This window comes from Streptomyces sp. NPDC002536 (assembly GCF_053594995.1).
In genome coordinates, this window is sequence record NZ_JBSFWU010000043.1 from 14,971 (window position 1) to 28,845 (window position 13,875).

Sequence of the window (13,875 nt, forward strand, 5' to 3'; positions counted from 1 at the left end):
ACAGGCCACTCGGGACGTGCAGGCTAAGGGGCATGAGCACCGACGACGACCGCCTCCCCCCGCCCCGCCTCGCGTTCGGCGGGCGGACGTGGAAGGAAATCGCACATCTCCTGGTCAACCTGCCGGAGGCCGTCGTCGCCTTCGTCTACGTCTCGCTGTGGCTCTACGCGGGCATCGCCCTCTCGATCACCGTCGTGGGCCTGCCGCTGCTGGCCGTGGGCCTGATGGGCGCCCGGCAGCTGGGCCGGCTGGAGCGGCGCCGGGCCCGCAGCCTGCTGGGCCTGCACATCGACGAGCCGAGCCCGCTGGCCCGCTCGCGCGGCCGCACGAACCGCGGGTTCTTCGGCTGGTTGTGGACGTCCCTGAAGGACCCGGTCGCCTGGCGCGGCACCCTGTACGCGTTCATCCGGCTGCCCTGGGGCGTCCTCACATTCAGCGTCACCCTGGTCTCGCTCTTCGTCGCCTGGCCTGTCCTGGGACACCTCGCCCGGCTCCTGACCAACGTCGACCGGGCCATGGTGCGCGGCCTGCTGTGCCCGTCGAGCGAGCTGGAGCGGCGCATCGCGGAGCTGGAGCAGGACCGCGGCGTGGTCGTCGACACCGCGGCCGCCGACCTGCGCCGCATCGAGCGCGACCTGCACGACGGCGCCCAGGCCCGCCTCGTCGCCCTCGCCATGGGGCTGGGCCTGGCCAAGGAGAAGCTGCTGGAGGACCCGGAAGTGGCGGCGAAGATGGTGGACGAGGCGCACGGCGAGGTGAAGCTCGCCCTGCAGGAGCTGCGGGACCTCGCCCGCGGCATCCACCCGGCCGTGCTCACCGACCGCGGCCTGGACGCGGCACTGTCCTCGGTGGCGGGCCGTTGCACGGTGCCGGTCACCGTCTCGGTGGAGCTGGACGTGCGTCCCGCACCTGCGGTCGAGGGGATTGCGTACTTCACCGTCTCCGAGCTGCTGCAGAACATCAGCAAGCACAGTCATGCGCGTACGGCGCGCGTGGAGGTGTGGCGGTCGGGCAAGCGGCTGATGTTCCAGGTCCGGGATGACGGTCGTGGCGGTGCGACCACCGCCACCGGCTCCGGCCTTGCCGGGCTCGCCGAGCGGCTGGGCTCGGTGGACGGGGTGTTCGTCGTCGATTCGCCTGTCGGCGGGCCGACGGTCGTCACCGCCGAGCTGCCCTGGCGGGATCGCTAGTCGGGATCTGCGGGTCGGCTGTGGCTGGTCGCGCAGTTCCTCGCGCCCCTTACGGGGCGGGGCTCACCGGAAGGGTAGGGACATCCCCACCCCCCAGACACCGATCCACCGGATGGTTCCGGTCCTCCCTTCCCGGGAGGCTGGACGGTATGGCGATCCACCACGCAACCACCCCCCGCCCCCGGGTTCCCGCCGCGCTGCGGGCGCCGCTCGAAGGGCGCACCTGGCGGGAGTTCCTCCACCTGCTGCTCGGCCTCCCGCTGGCCGTCGTCTTCTTCTCCTACGCCGTCACGATGACCGCCCTCGGCGCGGGCCTGCTGGTCACCTTCCTCGGGGTGCCGGTGCTGGCGCTGGCGCTCGCGGGCGCGCGCGGGTTCGGCGTGCTGGAGCGCGCGCGGGCCCGGGCGCTGCTGCGCCTGGAGATCGCGGAGCCCGAGCCGGTGAACCCGCGCGTCCGCGACGGCCGCAGCGGCCCGATGGCCTGGGTGGGGGCCCTGCTCAAGAGCGGTACGTCGTGGCGGCACATGCTCTACGCGGTGCTGCACCTCCCGTGGGCGGTGTTCGCGTTCTCCGTCTCGCTGGTGCTGTGGACGTACAGCTGGGCGTTGTTCCTGTACCCGGCCTGGCAGTGGGTCTTCCCCACCTACGTCGGCCGGCCCGGCATCCAGCTCTACGGCGACGACAGCGGGCGCGCCGTCTATCTCGGCACCCCCTTCGCGATCGGGGTGACCTGTGCACTCGGCCTGCTGCTGGTGCTCGGCACCCCGTGGGTGATCCGCGGCCTCGCCCACGTGGACCGGCTGCTGGTGACGGGCCTGCTGGGCCCGTCCCGGCTGGCGACCCGGGTGGCGGAACTGGAGCAGGACCGCGGCGTCGCCGTGGACACCGCCGCCGCCGACCTGCGCCGCATCGAGCGCGACCTGCACGACGGCGCCCAGGCCCGCCTCGTCGCCCTCGCCATGGACCTCGGTCTGGCCAAGGAGAAGCTGGCGGCCGACCCGGAGGCCGCCGCGAAGATGGTCGACGAGGCGCACGGCGAGGTGAAGCTCGCCCTGCAGGAGCTGCGCGACCTCGCCCGCGGCATCCACCCCGCCATCCTCACCGACCGCGGCCTGGGCCCCGCCCTGTCGGCGCTGGCCGCGCGGTGCACCGTGCCGGTGGGCGTCTCGGTGGACGTGGGCACCCGGCCCGCAGCCGCCATCGAAGGCATCGCCTACTTCACCGTCTCCGAGCTGCTGCAGAACGTCAGCAAACACAGCCGGGCACGCGCGGCGCGCGTGGAGGTGTGGCGGTCCGCGGACCGCCTGATGCTGCAGGTCCACGACGACGGGCGTGGCGGAGCCGGCACCGCCACCGGTGGTGGGCTTTCCGGGCTGGCCGAGCGGCTCGGGTCCGTCGACGGCGTGTTCGTCGTGGACTCCCCCGTCGGGGGACCGACCGTTGTCACGGCCGAGCTGCCCTGGCGGGATCGCTAGTCGGGATCTGCGGGTCGGCTGTGGCTGGTCGCGCAGTTCCCCGCGCCCCTTACGGGGCGCGGCCCCCGTTCGGGGTCCGGTTGCTGCGATGCTGGACACGTGAACAGCGTCGTGCCAGGGGGGCCGAAGATCGTGGAGGACAGGGTGCGGGTGGTCATCGCCGAGGATTCGGTGCTGCTTCGGGAGGGCCTGACCCGGCTGCTGACCGACCGGGGGCACGAGGTGGTCGCGGGCGTCGGTGACGCCGAGGCGCTGCTGAAGGCCATCAAGGAGTTCGCGGACGAGAACGCCCTGCCCGATGTGGTGGTCGCCGACGTCCGCATGCCGCCGACGCATACGGATGAAGGAGTGCGCGCGGCCGTCCAGCTGCGCCGCGAGCACCCGGACCTGGGCGTGCTGGTGCTCTCGCAGTACGTGGAGGAGCAGTACGCGACCGAGCTGCTGGCCGGCAGCACGCAGGGCGTGGGCTATCTGCTGAAGGACCGGGTCGCCGAGGTCCGCGAGTTCGTGGACGCCGTGGTGCGCGTGGCCCGCGGCGGCACGGCGCTGGACCCCGAGGTCGTCGCCCAGTTGCTGGGCCGCAGCCGCAAACAGGATGTGCTGGCCGGGCTCACGCCGCGGGAGCGCGAGGTGCTGGGGCTGATGGCCGAGGGGCGGACGAACTCCGCGATCGCACGGCAGTTGGTGGTGAGCGACGGCGCCGTGGAGAAGCACGTCAGCAACATCTTCCTGAAACTGGGCCTGTCGCCGAGTGACGGGGATCACCGGCGCGTGCTCGCGGTGCTGACCCACCTCCGGTCCTGAGCGGGGCGGGCGCCCGCCCCGCACCCGGTTGACGGAATGTCACATTGCAGCCGCAACCCCTGGTCGGACGCCCCGCCCGGCGCCAAGCGGAAAGGCGGGTTCAGGGCTTACGACCACGGGACCGGGACCAAAGGACCAGCGGGGCATCACGCCGGTCCGGGGGCACGGGGGGCGAGTAGACCATGACAAACAGGGACAAAAGCACACTTACCACCGCGGTTGGTCAAGTGATCCTCCCCCGTCGGCCAAGGCCTGCCCACGTACGATGGCCATGGGAACGCCGCTCGGCACCACCACCGGCGCGGCGCCGCCATGAGGGAGGTCCGAAGCAGTGACCAGCCAGGTCAGCAGCCCGGCCGGAGAGGCCGATTCCGCCGAGCCCCGCGGGGACTCCCCGCCCGGGGCGAACCCGGTCATCAAGGAGGTCCGCCGGCTGGACCGGGTGATCATCCGGTTCGCGGGCGACTCGGGTGACGGCATGCAGCTCACGGGAGACCGTTTCACATCGGAGACGGCCTCCTTCGGCAACGACCTGTCGACGCTGCCGAACTTCCCTGCCGAGATCCGCGCCCCCGCAGGCACCCTGCCGGGAGTGTCCTCGTTCCAGCTGCACTTCGCCGACCACGACATCCTCACCCCGGGCGACGCGCCCAACGTGCTGGTGGCGATGAACCCGGCCGCGCTCAAGGCCAATCTGGGCGACGTGCCGCGCGGCGGCGAGATCATCGTCAACACCGACGAGTTCGCCAAGCGGGCGATGGCGAAGGTGGGTTACGACTCCAGTCCGCTGGAGGACGGCACCCTGGACGGCTACAGCGTCCACCCCGTGCCGCTGACGACGCTGACGATCGAGGCGCTCAAGGAGTTCGGTCTCTCCCGCAAGGAGGCGGAGCGCAGCAAGAACATGTTCGCGCTCGGCCTGCTGTCGTGGATGTACCACCGGCCGACCGAGAGCACCGAGGCGTTCCTGCGGAAGAAGTTCGCGAAGAAGCCGGACATCGCCGAGGCGAACGTGACGGCCTTCCGGGCCGGCTGGAACTTCGGTGAGACCACGGAGGACTTCGCGGTCTCCTACGAAGTCGCCCCGGCGACCTCCGCGTTCCCCGCGGGCACCTACCGCAACATCTCCGGCAACCTGGCGCTGGCGTACGGCCTGATCGCCGCGGGCCGCCAGGCGGACCTGCCGCTCTACCTCGGCTCGTACCCGATCACCCCGGCCTCCGACATCCTCCACGAGCTGTCGAAGCACAAGAACTTCGGTGTGCGCACCTTCCAGGCCGAGGACGAGATCGCGGGCATCGGCGCGGCCCTGGGCGCCGCGTTCGGCGGTGCGCTGGCGGTGACCACCACCTCCGGCCCGGGCGTCGCCCTGAAGTCGGAGACCATCGGTCTCGCGGTCTCGCTCGAACTGCCGCTGCTGATCGTCGACATCCAGCGCGGCGGCCCCTCCACCGGCCTGCCGACCAAGACCGAACAGGCCGACCTGCTGCAGGCGATGTACGGGCGCAACGGCGAGGCACCCGTGCCCGTCGTGGCACCGCGCACCCCGGCCGACTGCTTCGACGCGACGCTCGACGCGGCCCGTATCGCGCTCGCCTACCGCACCCCGGTCTTCCTGCTCTCCGACGGCTACCTGGCCAACGGCTCGGAGCCGTGGCGGATCCCGGAGACGGACGAACTCCCCGACCTGCGCGTGCAGTTCGCCGCCTCCCCCAACCACGAGCTCGCCGACGGCACCGAGGTCTTCTGGCCGTACAAGCGCGACCCGCAGACCCTCGCCCGCCCCTGGGCCGTGCCCGGCACCCCGGGCCTGGAGCACCGCATCGGCGGCATCGAGAAGCAGGACGGCACGGGCAACATCTCCTACGACCCGGCCAACCACGACTTCATGGTCCGCACCCGCCAGGCCAAGATCGACGGCATCACCGTCCCCGATCTCTCCGTGGACGACCCCACGGGCGACGCGAGGGTGCTGGTGCTGGGCTGGGGCTCGACGTACGGGCCGATCACGGCGGCCGTGCGCCGCGTGCGCGCCGCGGGCGGCACCGTCGCCCAGGCCCACCTGCGCCACCTCAACCCCTTCCCGGGGAATCTCGGGGACGTGCTGGGGCGTTACGAGAAGGTGGTCGTGCCGGAGATGAACCTCGGTCAGCTCGCCACCCTGCTGCGAGCGAAGTACCTGAAGGACATCCGCTCCTACACCCAGGTGAGCGGAATGCCGTTCAAGGCCGAGCAGCTCGCCGATGTGCTCAAGGAGGCCATCAATGACTGAGACGCTCTCGGAGGGCGTGTCCTCCATCGAGGCGCTCAAGCTGGTGCCCAAGGCCGAAGCCGTGCAGTCCATGAAGGACTTCAAGTCCGACCAGGAAGTGCGCTGGTGCCCCGGCTGCGGCGACTACGCCGTCCTCGCCGCCGTGCAGGGCTTCATGCCCCAACTCGGCCTGGCGAAGGAGAACATCGTCTTCGTCTCGGGCATCGGCTGCTCCTCCCGCTTCCCGTACTACATGAACACCTACGGGATGCACTCCATCCACGGTCGCGCCCCGGCCATCGCCACGGGCCTGGCCTCCTCCCGGCGGGATCTGAGCGTCTGGGTGGTCACGGGTGACGGCGACGCGCTGTCCATCGGCGGCAACCACCTCATCCACGCCCTCCGGCGCAACGTCAACCTCAAGATCCTGCTCTTCAACAACCGGATCTACGGCCTGACGAAGGGCCAGTACAGCCCCACCTCCGAGGTCGGCAAGATCACCAAATCGACGCCGATGGGCTCGCTGGACGCCCCGTTCAACCCGGTCTCGCTGGCGATCGGCGCGGAGGCCTCGTTCGTCGCCCGCACCGTCGACTCCGACCGCAAGCACCTCACCGAGGTGCTGCGCCAGGCCGCCGCCCACCCGGGCACGGCACTGGTGGAGATCTACCAGAACTGCAACATCTTCAACGACGGCGCCTTCGAGGTGCTGAAGGACAAGCAGCAGGCGCAGGAGGCGGTCATCCGCCTTGAGCACGGGCAGCCCATCCGCTTCGGCACCGACAACTCCAAGGGCGTCGTCCGCGACCAGGCCACCGGCGACCTGAAGGTCGTCGACGTCACTGCGGAGAACGAGGCGCAGATCCTGGTGCACGACGCCCATACGGCGTCCCCCACCACCGCGTTCGCGCTCTCCCGCCTCGCGGACCCCACCACGCTGCACCACACGCCCATCGGCGTCTTCCGCAGCGTCGAGCGGCCCGTCTACGACACGCTCATGGCCGACCAGCTGGAGGCCGCCGTCGAACAGCAGGGCAAGGGCGACCTCGCCACGCTCCTCACGGGCAACGACACATGGACCGTCGTCGGTTAGTCCGTACCGCTGCCGTGCCCCGGCCGGGCACCCGAATCGGGTGCCCGGCCGGGGCGTCTGACGGTGTTTCGGCCCGGGAACCGTTCTGATATGGCCATGGCCGACTCAAAAGCGCCCCTCGACGGGGACGGCGCACCCGTCGTCATCCGCGACCGGTTCGCCTACCGTGTCAAACGCCGTCTCCTCGGCCCCCCGCTCGTCACCGAGCAGCTCGCCGCGGAGAAACTCTCCAACCCCCTGGCACTCGGCGTCCTCGCCTCCGACTGCATCTCCTCCACCGCGTACGGCACCGAGGAGATGCTGCGCATCCTCGTACCGGTCGTCGGCGTGGCGGCCTTCACGCTGCTGATGCCGGTGACCGGCGCGATCCTGCTCGTCCTGCTCCTCCTGACGCTCTCCTACCGGGACGTCGTCTCCGTCTACACCCGCGCCGGCGGCTCGTACGTCGTCGCCCGGGAGAACTTCGGGCCGCGGATCGCCCAGATCGCGGCCGTCGCCCTGCTCGTCGACTACATCGTCACCGTCGCCGTCCAGACCGCCGCCGGGACCGACGCGCTGATCTCCCTCGCCCACCTCGTCGGCAACGGCTACACGGGCATGGACCACCTCAAGCTCCCCATCACCGTGGGCGTCGTGGTGGTCCTGATGTACGGCAACCTGCGCGGCATCCGCGAAGCGGGCCGGGCCTTCGCCGCACCGGCCTACCTCTTCATGGTGGCCGTCGCCCTGATACTGGCCGTCGGCCTGGTCCGCGCCCTCACCACCGGGCTGCCGCACGCGGACGTGCACGCGCACGGCGCCATCCCGCTCGGCACGTCCGGCAACGGCTGGCTGTACGGCACCTCGCTGTTCATGGTGCTGCGCTCGTTCGCCAACGGCGGCTCCTCGCTCACCGGCCTGGAGGCGATCTCCAACGGCGTCTCCGCCTTCCGCAGTCCGCAGGGCATCAACGCCCGCCGCACACTGACCGCGATGAGCATCATCCTCGGCATCATGGTGCTGGGCGTCTCCACGCTCGCGCACTTCACGCACGCGATCCCCTACGTCGACGGCAACCCGACCGTCATCGCCCAGGAGGCCCACCTCATCTTCGGCAGCAGCTGGCTGGGCACGGCGGGCCTGGTGTACGTCCAGCTGGCGACGGCCCTGATCCTCTACACGGGCGCCAACACCCCTTTCACGGGCTTCCCGTTCCTCGCCAGCTTCGTCGCCGAGGACCGCTTCCTCCCCCGCCAGCTGACCCGGCGCGGCCACCGCCTCGCCTTCTCCAACGGCATCATCTGCCTCACGGTCGTCTCCCTGGCGCTGCTCTTCGTCACGGGCAGCAGCGTGGACAAGCTCGTGGCGCTGTACGCCATCGGCGTCTTCACCGGCTTCACCATGGCGGCCGCCGGCATGACCGCCCACCACTGGCGGCTCGACGAGCCGTACCGCCGCATCAAGATCGGCGTGAACCTGGCCGCGGCCGTGACCTCCGCGATGGTGGTCGTGATCTTCGCGATCACCAAGTTCACGGAGGGCGCGTGGCTGGTGGTGGTCGTCTTCCCGGTCGGCGTCTGGGCGTTGATCCGCATCAACCGCCAGTACCGCGAGGAGGCCGAGGCGCTGGAGAACGTCCCGACGTTCACGACGGACCGCCCGCGGTGGCGCCGGCACGTGGTGTACGTCCTCGTGGACGGCCTCGACCTGGCGACGGTCAAGGCCCTGCGCTACGCCCACGAACTGCGCCCGGACGAGGTCCGGGCCGTCCACTTCATGATCGACGAATCACGGGCCCGGCGCCTGGTGTCCCGCTGGGACGAGACCCCCGGCACGACGGTCCCCCTGGAACTCGTCAACTGCCCCGACCGCCGCCTCCGCCGCGCAGTGGCGGATCTGGCGGCCCGCACGACGGAGGACGGCACGACGGCCCTGACGCTGCTGATCCCGCGACGCACCCATTCGACGCCCCTGGGACGGCTGTTGCACCGCGACACGGGCAACGAGATCGCGCGCGTGCTGGAGCAACTGCCGAACGTGGCCGTGACGATCCTGCCGTTCGATGTGACGCGGGCGATGGAGCTGTTGCGCTCCGCGCGGTCGGGGGCGACGGAGGCGGATGTGTGAGGGGGACGGCCCCCTCACACCCCGTTCGGGGGAGTCGAGGGCAAAGGGATCCGGACGCTGCCGAGAGTCGGCGAAGCTGGCCTTCACCCGGGAGGGGGTGCGACGTTCCGCATGCTGGTGGAGGAGTTCGAGCAGGTCGCCTCGGCGGCGCCCGAGACCGTCACGTTGGAGTTCGTCGACGGACGGATCGGGGAGAAGCGGGGAGCGGACGGCTCCCACGGCACCGTGGTCATGTGGCTGCTCAGGCAGTGCCTGCAATCCCGCCCGGACCTCAACCTCGTTCCGGGCCGGGGTCTCAAGGTCGGGAAGGACCGCAACGGACGCGCACGCCCGGATGGGGTGCTCGCTCCAGTGGGACACTTCGTGGGGCACGGCGAGTGGTCGGACCCTGACGGTGTCCTGATGGCGGTCGAGGTGACCTCGACCGACGACGGCACCAACAGCCGCGACCGGCAGGAGAAGCCGGCTGCGTACGCTGCTGCGGGCGTGCCTGTCCATCTCCTTGTCGATCGCGACTCCGCCGAAGTCGTGGGCCACATCAACCCCGACCGGAAGAGCGGCTGTTACCGCGACATCCACCGAGCGCCCTTCGGTGAGCAGGTCACGCTCCCCGACCCGGTCGGCATCACGCTCGACACAGAGATCCTGAAGAACTACGTCCGCTGAGGCTTCGCGTTCGCCGCAAGCCACGGACGCCGACGGCCAGCGCCCACACCAGGAGGGGAAACACCGCGACCCGTTCCATGCCGCCCATGCCGAGCCCCAGATAGTGCTCGGAGAGGAAGCACCCGAAGGCCGCGATCGCCACGACGCCGAGCAGGAGGGTCGCCCTGCGCAGGGAACGCGGGACGTCGTCCGCCAGACCGGCTCCCGCCAGCAGCAGCCCGATGTTGCCCGTTCCCATGATGAGCAGGGCGCCCAGCACGTGCTGATTCTCGTCGACGTCCGAAGGCGCCAGCCCGGCCAGCACGAACCCCGCACCGGCGCCGGCCACCAGGACCCGGGCCGTGGCCGCGACCGCGCCCCTGCGCCACAGGGCGCCGGTGAGGGCGGCGCCGACGACGAGCAGGGTGCCCAGCGCGATGAACGAGCCGTTCATCAGGGCGTGTTCGGGCGAACATATGTAGCGCGGCGTGGGGTCCGGCTGCACGGCGCAGTGAGCGTTGCCCAAGTCGCTTATGTTGTTCGCGGCCCAGCTGTACGGCCTCGCCCAGGCGGATTCGACGATCACGTGCATCACGAAGAACTGCACCACGCCGACGACCCATGCCAGATATCCGATCCGCGCCTTCAACTTCCCGCCTTCTTCCGTGTGTTCAATCGCACGGACAGCGGATCATGCGGCGTCGGTCCAGGGCACTCCGGCAAGCCACCTGGTGTGGGGTAGGGAAGACCCCCGGCGGATGCGGGCGCTTCCCAGGGATGGCCGCCCTCACCCGTCGGGGACGTTGTCAGTGGCGCCCGGCACCATAGCGATCATGAGTCACAACATCTGGTACTCCACTGCGGACAAGGCCGATATCCTGGCCTACCTGGGCAGCACCGGCGAGTTCTCCGCCGACCAGTTGCGCCGCCTGGCCGGCATGCGCAAGGACGCCCGGGCCCACCAGGACGATCTCGACCGCCAGGGCGTCAACTGGGGCCTGTCAGTCCCCGACGCCCTGGACCATCTCGTCGCCGCGCACACCGGCTCGGATGCGGAGTACGCAGGCAACGCGTACCACGCTGCACTGCAGCACATCATCGACCACAACGCGTCCGACCCCTCCCATCTGGGCACCTACTCCAAGCCCAGCACGTTCTTCGGGCTGGTGGACGAGGAAATGCGACGCCTGGGCGTGCCGACCGACCTGCTGCCCCATGGCTACCTCTATGGCGGGCCTCCCCCCGAGTTCCCGTACCTCCCGTACGCGATCGACGGCTACCCGGCCATCGGACACCTGCCCCTGGCCAAGGCAAAGACCGCCGCCGACGCCTACCGCGCGGTATTGGGCGACATGGACTCTGGCTTCCGGTATGACGTTCAAGCACTCATCGACAAGCTGGAGTTCGAGCACGAGGAGTGGGCCTACGCAACGAAGAACATCGGCTGGTACACCCAGGACACCCTCTTCTTCTCGCTCACGTGATGGGCCCCCGGACGCGCGAAGCGCCACGGCTCGCGCAGCGGAACGGTGCGGCCAACACGTCGCCCTTCGGAGGAGCCGCAGGGTCCGAGAGCAGAGAGACCATATCTGTGCCGAACGAACGTCCTTCGATATCCGCGCTGCCGACCGCCCAATGCACGCCGGTGGTCCGCACCGACTTCTCCGATCAGGAGGCCTGGGAGAACGTCTGCCGAGCGATCGAGTCGCCGAACGAGCAAGGCTTCGTCGCGAACGTCGACTTCATCGACGATACGGCGTGCCGAAGCCTCACGGCCGAAGAACTTGTCGCCCTGGTGCCGGAGGACTACGAGCACCCGCTCCTGGTGGTCGTGGACGGTGTCGCCCTTTCCTCGGACGAGATGCCGCTGCTCTGCATCGACCTGTGGGAGGAGCGAGGCCGCACGATCCGCGTGATCGCGCGCGAGTTCTGGGGGATCGAGAACAATCTCACGCTGAGCAACATGTACTTCGACGACTTCGCAGAGTCGGTCGATGACGACGGGGTCTTCCGCGACTTCCGGTAGCGGGTCGTAAGGCGGTCATCGGGCGAGGACGCCCTCCTTCACCCCGGTGACGAACGCCGACCATGCGCCGACTTTGAAGATGAGGGTGGGCCCGTGGAGGTTCTTGCTGTCGCGGACAGGCATCAAAGCAGGTATGCCGTCCGCGACTTGTATGCTGTTTGACCATGGCCCGCGGACCGCCAATCACCCGGCGCAGCGCCGCTTCGTCCACTACCGCCCGGAAGTCGAGGGGATCCGCGCGCCGGAAGGCAGCGTTCTGCCGGGCGAGCCCCGGACGGGAGTGGGAGGCACTCCCCTGCGACATCCGCCCGGCAACCAGCACCGACGCGCTCAGCGCGAAGGTGGCCGATGCCAACGAGCGCAGCACGCAGGGGCCGCTGGCACCCCCGCGCCCCCGGTGCGCAACGTGCGCCGACATCAAGCGCCGACGGCACAAGGCCCTCGAAGCCGACGACCGGGATGGGGCAGCCCGCCTGACGACGGTCATGGGCCGGCATCAGCGCGAGGCGCACTCGGAGTAGCTCGGTGAGGGGCACCGCCGCGGCGATGCCCCTCACCGAATCGGAAGGCTCGACTACGGGAACGGTGTTGCGGGGTGGGCCTGTGAGTCGACGAGAGCCGGGAGCCCCGCCGCCCGTCCCCGTACCAAGAGGTTCTGCGTCCCCAGGCCGATCGCCAGGTACGCGTACACCGAGGCGGTACCGAGCAGTCCGGCCCCGGCCGCGTGGTCGATCCACAGGCCGAGGCCGACGTGCGCGGCCACCGACGCCAGCCAGAGGCCCGTGGTGGCGGTCGTGCCCTTGCGCAGGGCCGTGCCGTGGGGGTCGCGCCAGACCCGTACCGTCCGCGCCCTGACCGCGCCGAAGACCGCCGCGACGAAGAAGCTTGCGACGAGAAGGCATAGGGGCAGCGCGGTGAGCGGGTGGTCCTTGACCACCGAGGCGATGCCGAACGCGAGTCCCGCGACACCCAGGACGCCGAAGACCACCGGGGTGACCAGCGAGCCGATGCGGCGCACCGGACGGGTCCGCAGCTGTTGTCGGACCACCAGGCCCACGATCACCACGGCCATGACGAGCGCGGGTGCGCCATTCGCGTTCTGCATACCAACTCCCCCGGTCCAGGCGCCGCATGCAGGCGGCAGCGCCATACCACCTCATTGTTCCTGATAGAAATTCCCGGTTACTCTGCACGCTCAAGAAAACCGGGGGATATCAGTGGCCACCCCGCCGCAACCACCATCGCAGCCGCAACCCCAGCCGCAGCCGGGCCCGTTCCAGGGACAGCAAGCCGTTCAGCAGGGTTGGGGGCAGGCCCAGGCCCCCGGCCCGCATCCCGTCTGCCGGCTCTGCGGTGCGATACCCGCCGTCGACACCACCGTGCGCGGGCACCAGGGCATTCTCATCATGATGCGGTTCCTCAGCCTGAAGGGCCCTTTCTGCCGGAATTGCGGTACGGCCGTATGGCGCGACATGACCGGAAAGACGCTCTGGCAGGGGTGGTGGAGTCCCATATCCCTGGTCGCCATCACCCCTTTCACGCTGATCTGGAATCTCACGGTCAGGGCCAAGCTGAACAAGCTCCCGCCGCCGGTTCCGGGGCAGCCCGGGCCGCAGCTCGACCCGGGGGTGCCGCTGCGCCGGCGGCCCGTCGTCCTGGCGGCGTTGATCCCCGTCGCCTGGGTGCTGTTCCTGGTCTTCCAGATCGCGACCCATGCAGGGGACTCCTCGGATTCCGCGAGCAGCGGGAGCAGCGGGAGCAGCAGTCGCGTGAGCGGTCACCCGGGCACCGCGGACGACGACAAACCGCAGAAGCCGCTGAAGCTCGGGCAGCCGAGTGCCGAGACGCAGGACGTCGAACGCAGCGGCAAGACGGGGAAGTTCACCATCACGCCGCAGAAGGTCGTCATGGGCAAGCCGTCGGATCTCGACGAGCTGAAGGACAAGGACAAGGACAAGTACGCGGGCCAGACCATCGCCTGGGTGTACGTGAACGCCAAGCTCGTCGGCGGTGACGCGCCGGTCCAGGGCCCCATGATCATGAGCAACGTCGGGACGCTCTCCGGAGGCAGCCTGCCCGGCACCAAGCTGCTGATCATGTTCGGCGACCTCGGCAGCAAGCCCGCGGACTGCAAGAGCGAGGACCTCGACGCCACCTGGCAGAAGGGCGACGAGCACACGCTCTGCACCCCCTACCTCGTGCCGGAGTCGCAGAAGCTCACGACCGTGACGTACTCCCGCGGCTGGTACAAGGAGCCGCTGAAGTGGGACGTGGGCTAGGAGCCC

Annotated in this window: 13 protein-coding genes and 1 pseudogene; 10 read left to right on the forward strand and 4 right to left on the reverse strand. The window is 70.0% G+C overall.

Annotation, left to right across the window (positions count from 1 at the left end):
• Positions 1–32 precede the first annotated feature (32 nt).
• From ACWD4B_RS17700 to ACWD4B_RS17730, 7 genes are all read left to right on the forward strand, one after another.
• Complete coding sequence (locus ACWD4B_RS17700; RefSeq protein WP_451421580.1) at positions 33–1,190, forward strand: sensor histidine kinase; 1,158 nt, start codon at positions 33–35, stop codon at positions 1,188–1,190.
• Between the two features lie 149 nt (positions 1,191–1,339).
• The gene (locus tag ACWD4B_RS17705; RefSeq protein WP_451421581.1) at positions 1,340–2,665 is read left to right on the forward strand and encodes a sensor histidine kinase; all 1,326 of its coding nucleotides are present in this window, start codon (positions 1,340–1,342) and stop codon (positions 2,663–2,665) included.
• Positions 2,666–2,797: 132 nt separating this feature from the next.
• Positions 2,798–3,469: a response regulator gene (locus ACWD4B_RS17710; protein ID WP_451421611.1), complete on the forward strand. Its 672-nt coding sequence runs from the start codon at positions 2,798–2,800 to the stop codon at positions 3,467–3,469.
• Positions 3,470–3,800: 331 nt separating this feature from the next.
• Positions 3,801–5,741, forward strand: a complete 1,941-nt coding sequence (locus tag ACWD4B_RS17715) for a 2-oxoacid:acceptor oxidoreductase subunit alpha (RefSeq protein ID WP_451421582.1) — start codon at positions 3,801–3,803, stop codon at positions 5,739–5,741.
• Complete coding sequence (locus ACWD4B_RS17720) at positions 5,734–6,813, forward strand: 2-oxoacid:ferredoxin oxidoreductase subunit beta (protein WP_451421583.1); 1,080 nt, start codon at positions 5,734–5,736, stop codon at positions 6,811–6,813. Before ACWD4B_RS17715 ends, ACWD4B_RS17720 begins: the two co-directional genes overlap by 8 nt.
• Positions 6,814–6,909: 96 nt before the next feature.
• Positions 6,910–8,919, forward strand: coding sequence for an APC family permease (locus tag ACWD4B_RS17725; RefSeq protein WP_451421584.1), 2,010 nt, complete (start codon positions 6,910–6,912; stop codon positions 8,917–8,919).
• Between the two features lie 111 nt (positions 8,920–9,030).
• Positions 9,031–9,585, forward strand: coding sequence for a Uma2 family endonuclease (locus tag ACWD4B_RS17730; RefSeq protein ID WP_451421585.1), 555 nt, complete (start codon positions 9,031–9,033; stop codon positions 9,583–9,585).
• Here the strand turns inward: ACWD4B_RS17730 and ACWD4B_RS17735 are convergent.
• Complete coding sequence (locus tag ACWD4B_RS17735; RefSeq protein WP_451421586.1) at positions 9,545–10,213, reverse strand: DUF998 domain-containing protein; 669 nt, start codon at positions 10,211–10,213, stop codon at positions 9,545–9,547. The genes ACWD4B_RS17730 and ACWD4B_RS17735 overlap by 41 nt on opposite strands.
• 184 nt (positions 10,214–10,397) lie before the next feature.
• Here ACWD4B_RS17735 and ACWD4B_RS17740 point away from each other — a divergent pair, with 184 nt between their 5' ends.
• Both ACWD4B_RS17740 and ACWD4B_RS17745 read left to right on the forward strand, forming a co-directional pair.
• Positions 10,398–11,048, forward strand: coding sequence for a DUF7691 family protein (locus ACWD4B_RS17740; protein ID WP_451421587.1), 651 nt, complete (start codon positions 10,398–10,400; stop codon positions 11,046–11,048).
• A 107-nt stretch (positions 11,049–11,155) separates the two neighbouring features.
• Positions 11,156–11,590 carry a DUF6924 domain-containing protein gene (locus ACWD4B_RS17745; RefSeq protein WP_451421588.1) on the forward strand — a complete coding sequence of 145 codons (435 nt, stop codon included), beginning with the start codon at positions 11,156–11,158 and terminating at the stop codon, positions 11,588–11,590.
• A gap of 15 nt (positions 11,591–11,605) precedes the next feature.
• On the opposite strand, the gene ACWD4B_RS17750 is transcribed toward ACWD4B_RS17745, so the two are convergent.
• The 3 genes and pseudogenes from ACWD4B_RS17750 to ACWD4B_RS17760 form a co-directional block, all read right to left on the reverse strand.
• Positions 11,606–11,773 carry a DUF397 domain-containing protein gene (locus ACWD4B_RS17750; protein ID WP_451421589.1) on the reverse strand — a complete coding sequence of 56 codons (168 nt, stop codon included), beginning with the start codon at positions 11,771–11,773 and terminating at the stop codon, positions 11,606–11,608.
• Positions 11,757–12,077: pseudogene (locus ACWD4B_RS17755) on the reverse strand (hypothetical protein); the annotation flags it as partial. The gene ACWD4B_RS17750 and the pseudogene ACWD4B_RS17755, both read right to left, overlap by 17 nt.
• 87 nt (positions 12,078–12,164) lie before the next feature.
• Entirely contained in the window at positions 12,165–12,695 is a 531-nt protein-coding gene (locus tag ACWD4B_RS17760; RefSeq protein ID WP_451421590.1) for a hypothetical protein, read from the reverse strand.
• Positions 12,696–13,062: 367 nt separating this feature from the next.
• Here ACWD4B_RS17760 and ACWD4B_RS17765 point away from each other — a divergent pair, with 367 nt between their 5' ends.
• Positions 13,063–13,869, forward strand: coding sequence for a hypothetical protein (locus tag ACWD4B_RS17765; RefSeq protein WP_451421591.1), 807 nt, complete (start codon positions 13,063–13,065; stop codon positions 13,867–13,869).
• The last annotated feature ends 6 nt before the right edge of the window (positions 13,870–13,875 follow it).

What these genes read in the sequence shown, in the direction of transcription:
- ACWD4B_RS17740 (WP_451421587.1), top strand. Translation starts at nt 10,398, where the DNA reads ATGAGTCACAACATCTGGTACTCCACTGCGGACAAGGCCGATATCCTG.
- ACWD4B_RS17730 (WP_451421585.1), top strand. Translation starts at nt 9,031, where the DNA reads ATGCTGGTGGAGGAGTTCGAGCAGGTCGCCTCGGCGGCGCCCGAGACC.
- ACWD4B_RS17765 (WP_451421591.1), top strand. Translation starts at nt 13,063, where the DNA reads ATGACCGGAAAGACGCTCTGGCAGGGGTGGTGGAGTCCCATATCCCTG.
- ACWD4B_RS17760 (WP_451421590.1), bottom strand. Translation starts at nt 12,695, where the DNA reads ATGCAGAACGCGAATGGCGCACCCGCGCTCGTCATGGCCGTGGTGATC.
- ACWD4B_RS17705 (WP_451421581.1), top strand. Translation starts at nt 1,340, where the DNA reads ATGGCGATCCACCACGCAACCACCCCCCGCCCCCGGGTTCCCGCCGCG.
- ACWD4B_RS17720 (WP_451421583.1), top strand. Translation starts at nt 5,734, where the DNA reads ATGACTGAGACGCTCTCGGAGGGCGTGTCCTCCATCGAGGCGCTCAAG.
- ACWD4B_RS17725 (WP_451421584.1), top strand. Translation starts at nt 6,910, where the DNA reads ATGGCCGACTCAAAAGCGCCCCTCGACGGGGACGGCGCACCCGTCGTC.
- ACWD4B_RS17700 (WP_451421580.1), top strand. Translation starts at nt 33, where the DNA reads ATGAGCACCGACGACGACCGCCTCCCCCCGCCCCGCCTCGCGTTCGGC.